We start from the raw sequence: 16660 nt of genomic DNA on the forward strand, positions 1-16660 counted from the left end.
TGAATACCATCGATTATTTCAAGGACCGCCATGATTTATCTCAATGGGGATTTCATGCCCATCGAAGAAGCACGCATCCCGGTACTGGATAGGGGATTTATCTTCGGTGATGGCGTATACGAAGTCATTCCAGTATATTCCCGCAAGCCTTTCCGGCTGGCCGAGCACCTGCGCCGGCTGCAGCACAGCCTGGATGGAATAAGGTTGCGCAATCCTCATGCCATCGGGGAATGGACCCATCTTCTCGAGCAGATCATTGCAGGCAATGAAAGCAATGATCAATCCCTCTACCTCCACGTTACGCGTGGTGTGGCCAAGCGTGACCATGCTTTTCCGAAAGCCGTTTCTCCTACTGTTTTCATCATGAGCAACCCCTTGCTCACTCCGCCAGAGGAGTGGCTCGAAACCGGCGTGGCGGCCATCACCTCCACTGACAACCGGTGGCTGCGTTGCGATGTCAAGGCGATTTCGCTATTGCCCAACGTGCTGCTCCGTCAGATGGCAATCGATGCCGATGCGATGGAAACCGTATTGCTGCGAGATGGCTACATGACGGAGGGCGCCGCGAGCAATATTTTTGTGGTAAAAGACGACGTGCTGCTTGCACCGCCAAAAAACCATTTGATGTTGCCGGGCATCACCTATGATGTGATACTTGAACTGGCGGCAGCCCGGAAAATTCTCCACGAAGTGCGGGAGGTTTCCGAGGAGGAGGTCCGCAGTGCCGAGGAGCTGCTGCTTACATCATCTACCAAGGAAATCCTGCCAATCACCCGGCTCGATGGCAAGCCGGTTGGCAATGGCAGGCCGGGCGCGCTATTTGCCATGCTGTACGAGCTCTACCAGGAATACAAGATTACCGTGATGCGAGGCGGCGACACGCTTATCGAAACCTCATGACTTCGTCTGACCAGCCCTCCCTGATAGAGTATCCATGCAATTTCCCCATCAAAATCGTTGGTCGGGTGGGTACGAGCAGTGCGAACACGCCGGACATGCTGGCTGTGCTGGCTGGCTCGGATACGTTGGCCGATTCCCCGCCGAACGGGCCTATGGATGGAGAAAGCGACAGCCTGCCCTCCCCTCCCGCGAGCGAGGTAGCCGCAGCGGCGCTCCTGGAACAGCGCAGGCAGGAGTTCATGCAATCCGTGCTCGCGATCGTGCAGCGCCATGCGCCGGATTTTGATCCTGCAAACCTGGAGGTGAGGATAAGCAGAAAGAACACTTATCTGAGCCTGACCTGCACCATTCTAGCCACTTCACGTGAACAACTGGATCAGCTGTACCGGGAACTGTGCGATCAGCCCAACGTGGTCATGGTGCTTTGACTATTGATTTTGGCGCAGGCCGGGATTCCAGAATCTGGAGCATTCTCCCCCTGGAGGCGAACGGACCGGGAGTCCGCTCGCCGGCCGGTGTCTCCCACATCAAAGTCAGATACAATCGGGTTCTCGTGGATTATCGTCATGCCTGGCAGGCGATGAAGGAATTCACCGACACGCGGACCAGCGATACGCCTGACGAGATCTGGCTATTGCAGCACCCGCCGGTTTACACGCAGGGCGTCGCAGGCAAGCCGGAACACCTGCTGCATGAAAATGGCATTCCCGTGGTTCGAACCGACCGGGGAGGGCAGATTACCTATCATGGCCCGGGCCAGATTGTCGCCTACCTCATGCTGGACATGCGCCGGCTGGGGCTGGGCGTACGCGAGCTCGTCAGCAGGATGGAGGGTGCGGTGATAGACTTGCTGGGCGATTATCGCATCAACTCGGAGAGTTGCAGGGAAGCTCCCGGCGTATATGTGGAGGGGTCAAAAATTGCCTCCCTGGGGCTGAAAATAAAAAAAGGCTGTTGTTATCATGGCTTGGCCCTCAATGTGGACATGGACCTGCAGCCATTTTTCGCCATCAATCCCTGCGGCTATGCCGGGTTGCGGGTTACCCAGCTCAGGGATTTCGGCGTGACCGATGGACTGGAAATACTGAGCAGCAGGCTTGCCCGAAGATTGCGGATGAGGCTTTTGCCGGCCTGATGCGTTATTCTTGCCATTTATCATTCTATAGAAACAGGAACATATTTCTTTCATGACAGCAGAAACCCGCCAGAAAGGCGCAGCCAAGACGGCTCGCAACCCGGTCAAGATCCAGCCCCAATCCCCAGGCGAGCTATTGCGGAAGCCCTCGTGGATCCGGGTGCGCTCTTCCAACAGCCAGGAGTTTTACGAGGTCAAGCGTATTCTGCGGGAACAGAAACTGCATACCGTGTGCGAGGAAGCATCCTGCCCCAATATCGGGGAGTGCTTCGGCAAGGGCACGGCTACCTTCATGATCCTGGGCGACCTGTGCACCCGCCGGTGCCCATTCTGCGATGTGGCTCATGGCAAGCCCAAACCGCCGGACCTCGAGGAGCCCATGCATCTGGCGTCATCCATTGCAGCCATGAAGCTGAAGTATGTCGTCATTACCAGTGTGGATCGCGATGACCTGCGCGATGGGGGCGCCCAGCATTTCGTGGACTGCATCCGCGAGGTGCGCGCTCATTCGCCCCGCACCCGAATAGAAATTCTTGTGCCGGACTTCCGGGGAAGACTGGATGTCGCGCTGGAGAAGTTGTTTGCCTGTCCGCCAGACGTGCTAAACCATAATCTTGAAACGGTGCCGCGTCTTTACAGGCAATGTCGCCCTGGAGCGGATTACGCGCATTCGCTCAAACTGCTCAAGGACTTCAAGGCGCGTTTTCCGGATATTCCAACCAAATCCGGTTTGATGCTGGGCCTGGGAGAAACCGACGAAGAGATAGTTGAAGTGCTGCGGGATCTGCGCGGCCATGGCGTCGAAATGCTCACTATCGGACAATATCTGCAACCGAGCATCGGTCATCTGCCCGTGCAGCGCTATGTGCCGCCGGCGGGTTTCCGTGAATTCGAGCGGATCGCGAAGGCAATGGGCTTCAGCCATGCCGCATGCGGGCCGATGGTGCGCTCCAGCTATCATGCCGATGAACAGGCGCAGGAGGCCGGCTTCGCATGACAAGGGATGGGATGATGGTCCATGATCCATGGAAAACGCCTGAAAGGAACTACCGAATGCGCACCATAGCTGCTTTCGCATGGCTTTTCTTTTGCACGCCCGCTTTTTCTGCCGAGGAGGAGACACTCTCTCAAAAAGATACCATGGAGGGGTTGAAGCAGGCGCTCGCCCAAAGCACCAAGGTGGCTGTCGAAAGGCTGGGCGTGGCGGACGGATTTCTTGGGAACCCGAAAGTCAAAATTCCATTGCCAGGGGCATTGCAGAAGGTAGAAGGCGTGATGCGTACGCTGGGCATGAACAAACATCCCGATAATCTGATAGTGGCCATGAACCGCACAGCAGAAAAAGCAACGGCGGAAGCCGCGCCGCTACTGATGGCAGCAGTCGAAAACCTGCCAATTGAGGACGCAGGGAAGATTCTTGCAGGGGGCGACGATGCGGCCACCCAGTATTTTCGGAGCGCCGCATCGGAAGAACTGACGCAGAAATTCCTCCCGATCGTGAAAGAGGCGACGAGCCAGGTGGGGCTGATGAAAAAATACAACGATTTTGCCGGAAAGGGCGTGAAACTCGGCCTGGTGGCGGAAAAGGACGCCCAGATAGAAAACTATGTCACCCAGAAGACCCTGGATGGGCTTTTCCTGATCATGGCCGAGGAAGAACAAGCCATTCGAAGCGATCCTGGCAATCAGGCCAACGGACTATTGCGGAAGGTGTTCGGTTCCGTGAAATAGAAGGATAGACACGCGTCAGTTTCTTCGGCTCTGTGGAGAAGCAACCATTACCTGGAAGTCCCGGAAGCGCTGGCCACGCTGGAATTGCCCGCATTGACGAATTTGCGGAACAGTTCCTCCACCCTGGGCAAAAACTCGTCCAGTCGCGGATCTTTCGCGTAAGCATCCGCCAGTTCAAGCATCGCCTTATTGAAGGTTTCATCGCCCGGGCGGATGTTGAGGGTAACGCTGCCGTGTCTGGCAAACTCGCTATCCCAGCGGTTGCGCACCGCTTCCCAGAAGCTGGAGGTTGACTGCCAGTAAGTGGAGGTGGGCTCGAAGTCGTAGCCCTGGATGCGGCGGTACTCGTTGAAACCAAACTCCCGCACCAGGGGGATGTCCTTGCCGCTTTCCGTGCGCACCACCTTGGTATTGTCCTGCTCGTGCGCCCAGCCCTGCGGCGTGATGGTGTGCCGGTTTTCGCCGTTGATCAACTGGTAATCGTCTCGCTTGGTGTATTCCCGTCGGGGAAGCGGCCGCCAGGTACGGTCGGAGGTCCAGGTTGATACCCCATACTTGTGATTCCATTTGCCATTACCTGTATAACGCGGTCCGTCATTGACTTCGTACACCAATTGCGTCCACGTGCCGGGAATCGCAGCCGCTTCGCGCTCACGCGGCTCGAAGCGTTCTTTTCCAACGAAGACCCAATGCCTGGGTGATTCGTAGATCCAGTCCTGGCGCCAGTGCTTGGTTACCGCACCCCCGCCCATTACAAGAATATGCTGCAGGGAAATACGCTTGCCTGCATCCTCGACCAGCAATACATGCTCAAATGCCGCGCTGCGCTTGGGTTCTCTTCGCACGTAACCTGGCTGCAGCACGACGGTTTCGTCGAAATTGAATTTGACCTGATAGTTGCCCAGCATGGCCAGGATAGCCCGGCGATCACAGTCAAATGCGTTTTCTCCCGCAGCACAGCCCGCGACCGGACGTTCCACTGTTGCATAGCCGGCATCGCCGGATGAAGAGGGTTTGGCGAGCATGGATTTTCCTGCGCATGCGGTAAGAACCGGGAGCGCGAGCAAGCATGTGACTATCAGGAATGAACGTTTCATCAATATCTCCTTGCATCCTTACAATGCGGTTGAGCTGCCAGAAAAAAAAGCCGGCGGCGAGCGAATCGCGCAAATGGGTATAAGTGCATTTTCCGGATAACTGCGCCGAAATTCAACCGGGTTGATCCAGCGGACTGGCATGGCCGTCGCAGGATTGTATTATAAATGATAATCATTACCATCGGTTGCTTAAATCGCCACGCGCGGTTTGCGCAAGGGCGTTTGGCTGATGATCGGCACACCTGCGCCGCTTGGAAGAGCCCCGATTGATCTCCTGCCTGCGATGGCATCGAGATGGGTGCGCGAGGGAAAAGATTTGCTCTTCCATATTTTGCGGCTATAAAGAATAAGAGCAGGGTCATATTGTAAAAAGAGGAGGGTTCATGGCACGAATCGATGATATCAAAGCAGTTTGCGACCGGCTTGCGCCGCTGGGGTGGCGTGCCCTGCTGCAGAACGTGACCCGAAACAGGCTCGATATTGCTCAATCCACTCCCGCGGCACTGCAGCGGGAACTGACGAGGAATCTGGGAGAAATCGATCGCACCTTGACCGGCTTTGAAGATTTTGCGGTCAAGGGGAACAAGGCGATAACGCCGGGGCAGCCCTCTCTGAGCCTGCTGTATCATGCGCTGGCGAGTCCCTTGGTCACCCGCGATCACGAGGGGCGTCCGCTTCAGGGCTTTGCAACGCCAGCCGAACTCGACCTGCTCGAAAATTTCATCTTCAGCCTTGCGCCGGTGTCGCTGCCCAAATTCATCCGGGATAACGGCGGCGCTTCCCAGGTGGCGGTGGCGGTTTTTTCCTGCGAATACCGCCCGGCCTCGGATACGGTCGATGGCCGTCACGCGGATCTTGTTTTTTCGCGTACCGGCATTGCGCGCGTGGGTACGGCGCGGCCTCGCTATCATCCTGATGTGCGCGGTTTCTGGCCCGAGGACGAAGACAATCCGCATGGCATACGGGTGCTGCCGGCGCGGTTTACCGCATGGCTCGCAGTAAGGAGGAAAGGCCGCGATACGCGGGTTTCACCCATACTTGAAAGCAGCGTGGGAGGCGCGGGCGACGAAGCGGACAGGGATCTCCTGGTTCCTGTCCATAAGCTTTTCCCTGGCAGCGACTGCATCGAGGGAATGGATCTTGGCCTGTCATTCGGCGCCCACCTGTTCAACCTTAAAATCCAGAGAGTTCATAAGGCGCTCGGAACCGACCCGCTGCCGGAAAGCTTCCCCTACGTCATCCGGGACAGGGAAATAGCGGACTGGTCCGCGGAGCCGGAACTGGGTCCCGGATGGCTGGTCCCCGCGGTGCGCCCCAGCCTGGTGGAAGCCGCCGTGGTGGATGGAAAGCCTCTTACGTTCAGGGTTACTCCCGATTTCGTGGATGTTTTTGCCGCTTTTGAACCATCAACAGCAGGGGTCGGCCGCGGTTCCGCCCCCGAATATGTCCATGCGCGAACCCAGGTAAAAGATGGCCGGTTCATCGATCTCAACGATAATACCGATGTCATCGGCGCGATGAAGAAGGAGCCCTATGATGCGTTGCACTACGTCGATTTTTCCGGGGACGGCTGGGTGGACGCGAATATCCCGGCTCTGGCTGGTCGGAATATCCCGTTTGTCGCTGCCTACGCATTGGTGTGCGCCCCGGATTTCTTTCCCGCTTGCGGGCAATTCGAAGTCTCGGAGTGGAGCAGGAGCAAGGATATTCCTGCCCAGTTTAGTGGGGAGCTCTGGTCGGTTCCTCCGACTCCCCTGAGTGAAACGCGCCTCCCAGCCAATCTCCAGCTTGAGGGCAATCCGTTCGAGGCCGATGACATGACCATCACCGCCGTTGTCGGGATGGGCGCGCCCGAGGGCTTGCCGGCCGTATGGCCGCAGCAGCCCGATGTCCTGCGGGCGTCTTCCCTCCCGGATGACGCTGCGGGAGTTTTCGCGCCGGGATGGGATGTGGGAATGGACCGGCAACCTGGGGCAGATGGGGTGGGACATCTCGCGAGCTACGCCCTGGGCAGCCCCTTTCCGGAAGATGCCAAATTGTGCGCCGCCCTCAGCACCTTCTGGCCGGCAGTCGCCCCGGATGTCTTTCGTACCTTTGCCACGCCGATCGGCAACACGGGCGGGACGGTTGCTCCGCTCACCGACGAGGAGATAGGACAGGCCGGGTCCCTTCCCTGGGATGGCATTACCGGACCTCGTGTGGTCAGCCACAATGGGGAACGGCACGTGGAGATCGCATCGTTCCTGAATGCCGACTATGTAAGGCAAGTCATGCAGAACCGGCTCAGTATCCGGCTGACGGCGCAGATCAGTGCCGAAGATTACCAGGATCGTATACTGGCGGTGAGCCGCGCCTACAGCGTGGCAGGGAACCTGAGCGATATAAGTAAAACCCGCCGGGAATGGCTGGTGCTTTCCTTCCGGGTCATCACTTCCGCGGACGTCGAGCTGCAGCAGGCCCAAAGCGAGGCTCATACGATTCTACGCGGTCAGATTTACCGGATGGAGTTATGCAAAAGCCCGGCGGTAGCCGCGCGCGAGAAAATAAGCCCTTATCTGGACCGCTTCCCATTGCAGGATTTGCGCTTTTTCTTCGCGAGCCCCGATTCAAAGGCGGTGCTGACCAAGCGCGAGCATGATCTCAGGTGGGCGAGCGCCTCCAGTGAAAGATGAGCCAGGAGAGAAGGGAGTGCCTGCACCGTGGGCTGATCCGCGGGTAATCCGTGGGTAACCGCATGTCCCGGAAGCGCACGGATATCCTTGTTATCGGCGCGGGCCCTGCGGGTTGCGCGGCAGCAATCTCCGCTCGCCAGGCTGGCCTGGAAACGATCCTGATCGAAGCTTGCACTTCTGTTCATAATGCCCCGGGCGAAACGCTGCATCCCGGTGTCGAGCCGATATTGAGAAAGCTGGGAGTTTGGAATGACATTACAGCGGCCGGTTTTTATCGGCACCACGGTATCTGGCGCGAGAGCAATGGCGTACGCACGCTCACGCCATACGGTTCAGACAGCAATGGGAAGTGGCTTGGCTTTCAGGCCGACCGGCGGACTCTACATGGTATCCTGCGGCGCGCCGCAAGCGAGGCAGGTGCAGTGTTCAAGGAAGCAGTCACGGCGCAAGACGCCATTCTGCAGCATGGCCGTGTCGACGGCGTAGTTTGCAAGGAATCGGAGATTCGGGCTCGCTGGGTTTTCGACGCAACCGGGCGGCATGCGTGGCTCGCGCGTAAGTTGAACCTCTGCGTTGATCGTGCGGGACCTCCCTTGCGCGTGCGCTTCGGCTGGAAGGATGGGAGTGATCGATGCCTGGAGGGGCAGCCCCTGTTTCGCCAGCGCAAAGATGGGTGGGAATGGCTTGCTCCCCTTGGCGATGACAGAATCGCGTGGGTGACGCTGGATCAGGCGGCGCAACCCGGAATGGAACATTCGATAGGCGTGCGTCATGGCGGAAAGGGTGCAGCCGGCCTCGATATGACATGGCGGCTCCATCCGTCTTGTGCCGGGCCCGGCTATTTCCTGCTGGGAGACGCCGCCGCACTGCTCGATCCAGCCTCATCCAATGGCGTCTTGCGCGCATTGATGAGCGGCATGCTTGCCGCCGACCTTGCAGCGCGCGCGATCTCCGGATGCGATGAAGAGGCCGCGGCCCGGGCTTATGCCGAGTGGATGGCGGCGCTATATGATCATCATAGAAACAGCCTTGGCAACTTGTATTATCGGGATGGATCGGGAAAAGCAACGCTCAAGGAGCAGGCGGGAAAGTAATTGGACGGCGGTTTGCGGGGTCAGTATGAAACGGTTTGGACGACACGAAATAACAGGGGCAAACGTATATTTAAACTTTTCGAGAGGAAACAAAAATGAAACCTGCCGTCAATGGAGTAAGGGTACGGGAAGATGTCTGGAAACTCGCGACGTGGGATGACACGCTTCTATGGTACGCCCGTGCGGTAGCCAGGATGCGCCAGTTGCCTATCCGTAATTCCGCCAGTTGGCGGTATCAGGCGGCGATTCATGCATATCTTCGAAACCAAGACCCTTTGGCAGCTGCGACCGATAGCCTGCCTTCCCTGAGCCATAGGAGGCGATTCTGGAACCAGTGCCAACACGGCAGCTGGTATTTCCTCCCATGGCATCGCTTGTATCTGGGCTTCTTCGAGCAGATCGTGCGTTCTCATGTCGTAGCCCTCGGCGGGCCGGATCACTGGGCGTTGCCTTACTGGAATTACAGCGACGAGGGAAATCCCCAAGCGAAGTTGGTGCGCCGGGAGTTCCGTGATGCCAGTCTTCCGGATGGCTCTCCCAACAGTCTTGCCGACGCTGAAAGAGGCCAGACTCCGAGCCTCAGCCAGCAGGGCAGGCAGACGGGAGATTTTGGTATCGACTCGTCGGATACGGACCTGGGTTGCCTGCTCACCGTTCCATTCAGGACGGGCAGATTTGGCGTGCCATCGGGATTTGGAGGTCCCAGAACAGGATTCCAGCATTCCGGCGGTGTCATCGGTGATCTCGAACGGGTACCGCACGGTTCCATACATGTAGCAGTTTCAGGCTGGATGGGCGCATTTGAAACCGCGGGCCTGGATCCGCTTTTCTGGCTGCACCATGCCAATATCGACCGGTTGTGGGAGGTATGGCTGGGGCGCGGAAGCCAGTTCCAGAATCCCACTGATCCCAGTTGGGGTGCGCCTTCGGGGACCGATTTTGATTTCCACGATGCAACTGGTGCGATCGTGACGCATACTTCTGATGAGGTGATCGATACAACTACGCCCTTGTTGTCATATCGTTATGAAGATATCTCCGATCCTTTGGCAGCCGCCGGTCTGGCGGAGGAGGAAATAATCATGGGAACAGGCCCAGCAACGCTTGTCGGCGCATCGGAAGAAACTGTCCGGCTTTCTTCTTCACCCACCACGGCCAACGTGCAGATTGACCCTACGGCGATTACCGAGAATCTGGCGGCGCTGGCCGAAGGGGAACCGCAAAGGATTTATCTCAACATGGAGAACATCGTGGGGGCTGGGAAGGCATCGAGTTATAAAGTTTTTGTCAACGCGCCGGCGGACGACCCAGAAGGCGCATCCCATTACGCGGGCCTCCTGCCGATGTTCGGGTTGACGGAAGCGTCGCGCCGGGATGACCCGCATGGAGGCAGCGGACTTACTTATGTTCTCGACATCACTGACGCGGTTAATCGCTTGAAGCAAAGAAATGAATGGAACGAAGAGAATCTGAAGGTTACCTTTGTTCCCAAGCAGCGCGAACAGGACGGCGAGGGCCCGCAGGTAGGCCGCATCAGCCTTTACTATCGCTGAACCTATTGCTGAACGGGAACCGAAATGGCGGTAAGACTGGCGCTGGCCTTTTCCGCAAATATCCGGAGCATCGACCGTGTGACGTTATGGACGACTCTGCCAAGCGGCGTTGCCTGGGCATGCCTTCTTGCCGTCTCGAATCATCACGACAATTCCCTGCGAACCTCCCTTTCCGGCGGCGGCCCCCCTTTATTTGCTGTGGACTTATTTGCGGCAGCTGCCGAGCATTGGTTCTTGATGATTGCTGCCATGATGCTTCCCCTGCTTGTGGTCCCGATACGCCAGGTGGCTTTCAGGAGTTATCGCTGGCGCCGAGGAAGAGCCATCGCCGGCTTTCTTGCCGGATATGGCGCAGCCTGGATGTTCGCGGGCGCGGGCGTCATGGGGTTTTTGCTGATACCGGATGTGGCTGCCCTGATTGCGGTTCCCGCTACCGGCTCGATGGCCTTGCTGGCAGTGGCGGGATGGCAATTGTCGCCATGGCGCGCCGCTGCCATGCGGAAATGCCATCGCAGCGTGGCATTGACCCCGCGCGGCGCGGCCGCAGATCTGGATTGCATGCGCTTCGGTATATTCCACGGCGCGGCGTGCATCACGGTATGCCTGCCGCTGATGCTGGCCGTCATGAGTGCGCTGCCGGGTATTGCATCTGCCATGATATTGGCATTGCTGCTCTATTTCGAGCGGGCATATCAACGTATACACCAAGTCGTCCCCGCGATTGCGCTAGTGTGTGTTTCGGCCGTCATTGCTCTTTCATCCTGACGCGAGCGGTCGATGTGCCTGCGTGCCGCACGGAGAAGGCCGCCAGAGTGGGGCAGCGAGGATGGCGTCAAGGTTTGATATTGAGTGTGGCGGCATCGACCGCATCCTCGTCCAGTATCTTCCGTAGGAGTATGGGATCAGCCTCGATTGAAAATGATTGCAGATTTGGAAAAATAACCAGTTTATGCGGCAATGAATTACATTCTCGCGCCGCGCGATCGACAATAGCATTGACCACCTTCTCGGTTTCGGCCGGCGCCATGGGGCTTGCACGCCCGGGGGTGCCCACTGTCACCACAGCCTGAACCGGACCCTTTGGCGCTGCCGTATCCTCGAGCGCATGCAGCAACTGCGGATCGATCTTCAGCTTATCCATTTACCTTGCCACCTCTGCGTTTAGAGTCCATCCAGTGCTTTGACCGCATCCGGGACGCCTTTATTCCCCCTTAATGTGCTTATTGTGTCTGGACGGCTGCACGAGGCCAGAATCGCCTTTTCAACCTGATCGACTGTAGCGTCCGGCCGGTGCTGCATCAATAGCGCGGCCAAGCCGGCTACATGCGGCGCAGCCATTGAAGTCCCGGAGAAACCCCGCAGTCCGCCATTGGGTACGGAGGGCCAGATGGTGACACCCGGCGCGATGACGGTGGGCACTATCCGCCTATGTTTTTCGGAAAGCTGCTGGCTGGACGAGTTGAACCATATCTGGTCGGTCTGGTCCATGGCGCCCACGGAAAGGACTTCCGGCAGGTTTCCGGGAGTGCGGCTTGTTTGCGCGCCTTCATTTCCGATCGCCGCCACCGGAAGGATGTTTCGTTGCCGTAGAAGCTGAAAGATGCGCGAAAACAATGGTTCGTATTGCCGAACCCCTAGCGAGAGGCTTACGATTCGCACACCTTGTCCAATACACCATTCGAGTCCGGCAATAACCCGCGCAGCCGTATCCCCGTGTTCGATGACCATCCCGGCAGCGAGCTTCGCGCCCGGAGCTACACCAAATGTTACGCCTTGATACGGCCTCCCGACGAGGATGCCCGCGGTATGGGTCCCATGAAATCCGCTATCTGTCATTTGAGAGCCGGCTACCAGCCGGCCAATCGCATCAAACTCGGCGAACGAGTCGATTGCCTCATCAAGCGCGGGGTGCGTGGTATCTATCCCTGTATCAAGATGGCCGATCAGGATGCCATTCCCCGTCAAGCCTTTATCCCATAATTGGGGAACATGCAGACGTTCCAATGCCCAGGAATTTCCTGGATCAGGTCCTGCAAGCGCCGCTTCTTCGACCGGATGGATCAGGCTCATTTCGGGTGGAGAGAAAAGCGACGAAACCACGTCGGCCTGAGACCGAAGCCCGTCCATGCCTTTCTCGTCGACCGTACCGAACAGAATGCCCAGATTGGGAAAGTATCTGAGTCCCATATTCTCCTGAACGGCTGCCGCGTTCGGATCGCTCGCATAGAGGGGACGTGATGGAGCGATATCCGCTATCGCCCGGCCCAGCGCCTGTCCGGCATGATCTCGAACTGTGTCGATTTCGCGGGCAAGGATGGTGGTCCGGGAATTCGAAAAAGGCTTGAAGAATTTTTCGAGCGCGCGGGCAGCCTCCTGCTGAAGAGAAATGGTCTCGGACAACGCAAGTGACATGCGCCCGCCCGCCCGTTTCTTCCTCATGGGCTTAAGCACAACGATAACGCGAGCATGGCCCATTGCTTCCAGTTGTTCCTGGATCGTCATCTTTTCAATTCCTGAAGAGTTTTATCCAGATACCTGTAAAAGATGCTTTTTCCAACAAGTACAGCTCAGTTCAACGGGACGCTTTTCCCTTTGTCTCCGATAACTCCTGGCCAAGCCAGCCGATAAGGTTGTCAATCAGCGCGTCGCTCGCTTCCGTCAGCGCGGTCACGGCTCCTGCCGCATTTGCTTCCGGAGCTGGTTGTTCCATTTGGAAACTGCGCTGAGCAAGCAGCGTGCGCGTTCCCGGCTCGATCAGGCTGGCGCGCAGCGCCACCATGACGCGGCTTTTTCCCGGCATTTCGAATACCTGGGTAAACTCCTCCAGATCAAGGCGTAGCGCATAGTCCGTCCGCACGCCATCTCCGCTGCTTACTACTGCGCTGCCGCCCGCGGAGGTAATTTGCTTTTTGACCCGCTGGGCAAGCAAGGCCGCAGGGGGTGATACCCATCGGCTATTCGCGTAGATGTAGGTCTGCCCGGGATTATGGTAAGCAAGGCGATATCGAATGGCCGGGTTATCAAGCCAGGTGGGAGAGGTGGTGATCACCAAAAGTTTTGCGGAAATCTCCGCCAGGTGGGAAGAGGCGCCAGTTGCCCGGGCGGGCGGTCGGTCAAGGCCAAAATCATATATCGAAGCGGGTGTGTGGGCGCGCGTGGCGGCACACCCCGCAGCGAATACCGCCACAATAATGAGAAATTTCTTCATCTCAAGATTTCTCAAGGTATGGAGGGAGATGCCGGGGGCGGTACAAACCCCTCTTCTCCCGGTCCTGGTAGAGGCGGCGACCGGCCGAACAGCAAACTTCGCGGCTGCTCTTCCACCTGCAAAAGCACGCGATCGATACTGCGAGTATTGCGCGTGATTCCTTCGGTCGCCTCACGCAGCTTATGCATGGTATCGACAAGCTCCCCCGCCGTGTGTGACAAATTGTCGACAACCCCTCCTTGCTGGTTTGCCTTCACGGCAATCTGGTTAAGGTCGGCGACCAGTTGATCGGTACGTTTCAGCACGGCGCTTGCGTCGGCAGCCAGAGCAGGCAGCGACTGGATACCTGGCTCGAGTTGGCTCAGGACGTTCTGCAAGCGGCCTGTCGCACCCCGCGTATTTTCCAGGATGGCTGCAAATTGGGCCTGGTTCTGGTCATTGAGAAGCAGGTTCAACTGCTCTATCAGCCCGTTTGCGTTGCCGAGCAGGCGTTGCCCGGATTCGGCCAAGCCATCGAGCGTGGAGGGACGAAACGGAATCTGTGCGGGATCATCGACGCTGGTAACCAGCGGTTCCGCTTGCTTGCCGTCGTCATTCAACTGCACGAAAGCGAGCCCCGTCAAACCCTGGAAGCCAAGTTGCGCGTAAGTGTTCCGGGTGAGCTGCAGATCCCGATCCACCGCGATGCGAATATGGATGAAATGGGGATTCTCCGGGTTCAGGCGTATGCTTTCCACTTTTCCTACCGTTACCCCACGGTAGCGTACCACGGCCTGGGAATTAAGCCCATTGACCGGAAATTCCGAGACCAGCAGGTATTTGTCGCGCGTGGTGGCGCCTCCGCCGAGCCATATCGCCACTGCTGCAACCGCCGCGGCCAGAAAGATTACGAATAGACCCGCCACAAGGGCATGGGCACGGTTTTCCATGATGGTTCCCTATAAAATATCACCCTAGTGTCTTCCTGCCCCGTACCCCATGGAAAAAGTTCTCGACAAATAAATGGTTCGAGTTTGCGATTTCCTTCAGGCTGCCCAAGGCAACGACATGCCGGTCAGCTATGACGGCTACCCGGTCGGCCAGGGCCGCAAGCGTATCCAAGTCATGCGTCGCCATGATAATGGTAAGTGTCAATTCGGTGCGCATGGCCTGTATGAGGTTTACGAATCCTTCGCTCAGTTCCGGATCCAGCCCGGCAGTAGGTTCATCCAGAAACAGCAGCTCCGGATCGAGCGCCATCGCCCGTGCCAGCGCGATGCGCTTGATCATGCCGCCCGAGAGTTCCGCAGGGCGCTTGCTGGCGTGCTGGGCGGCAATATCGACCATTTTCAGCTTGAGCATGACGAGGTCCCGGATCATGTCCTCGCCCATGGTGTGCAGCTCGCGCATCGGCAACGCGATATTGTCATATACTGACAATGCGCTGAATAGCGCGCCTTTCTGAAACAGCACCCCACAGCGGTTGCGCATCGATTGCAATTTTTTGCGATCATGCCCATGCAGGGATTCGCCAAAAACCCGGACAGTGCCTTGTGCCGGCATCTCGAGACCGAGCATCTGCCGCATCAAGGTTGTCTTTCCCGCGCCTGAACCCCCCACGAGCGCCAGGACCTCTCCCCGCTGCACGCACAGATTGATATTTTCGTGCACGAGGTGGCTGCCGAAACGCGTATACAATCCTTCGACCTCGATGACGCAGCTTCCATTCGCCATCAGCTGTTGCCCAACCGTAGTCCGACGTTGGCAAAAATAATGGCAAAAATCGCATCGATGATAATGACGACAGTAATCGAAGTCACCACCGAATTCGTGGTGCCTTCTCCGAGGCTCTCGGTGTTGGATTTGATTCTCAAGCCAAAATGGCATGATATCAAGGCTATCGCCATTCCACACACCACGCCTTTACTCAATCCCAGCCAGAGATTGGCGATTGGCACCACGTCCGGCAGCTTGCTTGCGAAAAACTGGTAGCTCAGCCCGAGCTGGAAATCCGCGACGACCATTCCCCCCATGAGGGCCACCGCGCTGGTCCATAGCACCACGAGGGGCATCGCGATCCCCAACGCGATCACTTTCGGCAGCACCAGGCGCAGACTGTGAGGTATGCCCATTACAGTCAGGGCGTCCAGTTCCTCTGTCACTCTCATTACACCCAGCTGCGCTGTCATGGAGGAGCCCGAGCGGCCTGCCGCGAGAATGGCTGCCAGCATGGGACCCAGTTCACGAATGACGCTGACGCCGAGTATATTGATAATGAATACGTCGGCGCCGAACATCTGCAATTGCCGGGACGAAAGAAAACTGAGCACTATGCCGATGAGAAATCCGACGAGCGCTGTGATGCCAAGTGCTTGCGCGCCGGTACGGTACAGGTTTGCGGAAATTTCCCGCCATGGAATGCGGGCGGGATGGCTGATCAGGTACACGATGTCCAGCATCATCTGGCCGACCAGCACAGCCAGGCCGTTCATATGCTCCCATAGCAGAAAGACTGCCTTTCCCACAGTGGTAACGGGCCATAGCAAATCCGACCGCGCGGGCGCGGGCGAATGCGGCGCTTCCTTCATGCGCGTGAACAGCCTTTCCTGCTCAGGCCGAAGCTGCAGGCGGCGGGGACGGCGTGAGCCCCAGGCGCGCCATAGCAATACGGCCCCCGCATCATCCATCTGCTCAATGCCGGTAAGATCCCATTGCAGTTCGGGATCAGTTGCATGCGCCGCAAGTTCGGAAGACATGGCATGCATGCGCCGCCCAAGCGCGGCCAGCGTGAATCTGCCCGTGAGCATCAGCCGCGGCACGCCACTCCTATCCTTTATGCGGTGGGCGGATGGCGACATTTCTCGAAATGGATTTTCCGGCATTGGTGTTGTCCCGTACTGCATGAGCGGCAGGAAGACCGGAAGCGGAGAATTTTCGCAGCGGTTGCCAGCCGCCTTTTGCTGTTCCCAGCAAGGCGAAATGCTGTATGAATTGTGTCAAACAAGTTTTCGCTAGTAGAACCCATTCGAGGTTTTTAGGTCAAGCGACGGACGATGTCAGTTGTTCGAGTATGAGTTGAAGCAACTATTGTCCTGCACCATATCCCGAAATGTTCCCACATTTCTTTCTATATTGGACCCATTCTGGCTCGTTTTAACCTCATGCCCCGAAAAGGGTTGATATATTTTAAAGGCTTTCCGGTTGCCGAAAATTCTTACAATCTCTATTTCCGATTCTTGAAATACGACTGCAAGCGACTGTTTTATAGCAATGTGTAAACATGGCATACTC

General features: G+C 57.5%; 16 protein-coding genes. 9 read left to right on the top strand and 7 right to left on the bottom strand.

Features of this window, described 5'->3' with window-relative positions:
* Positions 1 to 30 precede the first annotated feature (30 nt).
* From ACZ5CE_RS04125 to ACZ5CE_RS04145, 5 genes are all read left to right on the top strand, one after another.
* Complete coding sequence (locus ACZ5CE_RS04125) at positions 31 to 900, top strand: D-amino acid aminotransferase (protein ID WP_464576495.1); 870 nt, start codon at positions 31 to 33, stop codon at positions 898 to 900.
* 152 nt (positions 901 to 1052) lie between these two features.
* A complete protein-coding gene (locus tag ACZ5CE_RS04130; RefSeq protein WP_464577421.1) occupies positions 1053 to 1328 on the top strand; it encodes a YbeD family protein in 276 nt (91 codons plus the stop codon).
* A gap of 98 nt (positions 1329 to 1426) precedes the next feature.
* A complete protein-coding gene (gene lipB / locus ACZ5CE_RS04135) occupies positions 1427 to 2035 on the top strand; it encodes a lipoyl(octanoyl) transferase LipB (protein ID WP_464577423.1) in 609 nt (202 codons plus the stop codon).
* A gap of 52 nt (positions 2036 to 2087) precedes the next feature.
* Positions 2088 to 3032 carry a lipoyl synthase gene (gene lipA / locus ACZ5CE_RS04140; protein ID WP_464576496.1) on the top strand — a complete coding sequence of 315 codons (945 nt, stop codon included), beginning with the start codon at positions 2088 to 2090 and terminating at the stop codon, positions 3030 to 3032.
* A 56-nt stretch (positions 3033 to 3088) separates the two neighbouring features.
* A complete protein-coding gene (locus ACZ5CE_RS04145) occupies positions 3089 to 3766 on the top strand; it encodes a DUF4197 domain-containing protein (RefSeq protein WP_464576498.1) in 678 nt (225 codons plus the stop codon).
* 47 nt (positions 3767 to 3813) lie between these two features.
* On the opposite strand, the gene ACZ5CE_RS04150 is transcribed toward ACZ5CE_RS04145, so the two are convergent.
* The gene (locus ACZ5CE_RS04150) at positions 3814 to 4863 is read right to left on the bottom strand and encodes a DUF6607 family protein (RefSeq protein WP_464576499.1); all 1050 of its coding nucleotides are present in this window, start codon (positions 4861 to 4863) and stop codon (positions 3814 to 3816) included.
* Between the two features lie 383 nt (positions 4864 to 5246).
* On the opposite strand from ACZ5CE_RS04150, the gene ACZ5CE_RS04155 reads away from it, so the two are divergent.
* From ACZ5CE_RS04155 to ACZ5CE_RS04170, 4 genes are all read left to right on the top strand, one after another.
* Positions 5247 to 7535 carry a hypothetical protein gene (locus ACZ5CE_RS04155; protein WP_464576501.1) on the top strand — a complete coding sequence of 763 codons (2289 nt, stop codon included), beginning with the start codon at positions 5247 to 5249 and terminating at the stop codon, positions 7533 to 7535.
* Positions 7536 to 7597: 62 nt separating this feature from the next.
* Positions 7598 to 8629, top strand: coding sequence for an NAD(P)/FAD-dependent oxidoreductase (locus ACZ5CE_RS04160; protein WP_464576503.1), 1032 nt, complete (start codon positions 7598 to 7600; stop codon positions 8627 to 8629).
* Between the two features lie 95 nt (positions 8630 to 8724).
* Complete coding sequence (locus ACZ5CE_RS04165) at positions 8725 to 10182, top strand: tyrosinase family protein (protein WP_464576505.1); 1458 nt, start codon at positions 8725 to 8727, stop codon at positions 10180 to 10182.
* A gap of 24 nt (positions 10183 to 10206) precedes the next feature.
* Positions 10207 to 10947 (top strand): copper chaperone, encoded by a 741-nt coding sequence (locus ACZ5CE_RS04170; RefSeq protein ID WP_464576507.1) that lies wholly within the window; start codon positions 10207 to 10209, stop codon positions 10945 to 10947.
* 67 nt (positions 10948 to 11014) lie between these two features.
* Here the strand turns inward: ACZ5CE_RS04170 and ACZ5CE_RS04175 are convergent, their stop codons facing one another.
* The 6 genes from ACZ5CE_RS04175 to ACZ5CE_RS04200 all read right to left on the bottom strand — a co-directional run bounded on the left by ACZ5CE_RS04175 (position 11015) and on the right by ACZ5CE_RS04200 (position 16227).
* The gene (locus ACZ5CE_RS04175) at positions 11015 to 11323 is read right to left on the bottom strand and encodes a hypothetical protein (protein ID WP_464576508.1); all 309 of its coding nucleotides are present in this window, start codon (positions 11321 to 11323) and stop codon (positions 11015 to 11017) included.
* Positions 11324 to 11343: 20 nt separating this feature from the next.
* Positions 11344 to 12684, bottom strand: a complete 1341-nt coding sequence (locus tag ACZ5CE_RS04180) for a S8 family peptidase (RefSeq protein ID WP_464576509.1) — start codon at positions 12682 to 12684, stop codon at positions 11344 to 11346.
* Between the two features lie 70 nt (positions 12685 to 12754).
* Entirely contained in the window at positions 12755 to 13390 is a 636-nt protein-coding gene (locus ACZ5CE_RS04185) for an ABC-type transport auxiliary lipoprotein family protein (protein WP_464576511.1), read from the bottom strand.
* An 11-nt stretch (positions 13391 to 13401) separates the two neighbouring features.
* Positions 13402 to 14319 carry an MlaD family protein gene (locus ACZ5CE_RS04190; RefSeq protein WP_464576512.1) on the bottom strand — a complete coding sequence of 306 codons (918 nt, stop codon included), beginning with the start codon at positions 14317 to 14319 and terminating at the stop codon, positions 13402 to 13404.
* 19 nt (positions 14320 to 14338) lie between these two features.
* Entirely contained in the window at positions 14339 to 15103 is a 765-nt protein-coding gene (locus ACZ5CE_RS04195) for an ABC transporter ATP-binding protein (protein ID WP_464576513.1), read from the bottom strand.
* Entirely contained in the window at positions 15103 to 16227 is a 1125-nt protein-coding gene (locus tag ACZ5CE_RS04200) for an MlaE family ABC transporter permease (protein WP_464576515.1), read from the bottom strand. Before ACZ5CE_RS04200 ends, ACZ5CE_RS04195 begins: the two co-directional genes overlap by 1 nt.
* Positions 16228 to 16660: the final 433 nt, after the last annotated feature.

This window comes from Nitrosospira sp. TNL200 (genome assembly GCF_055386305.1).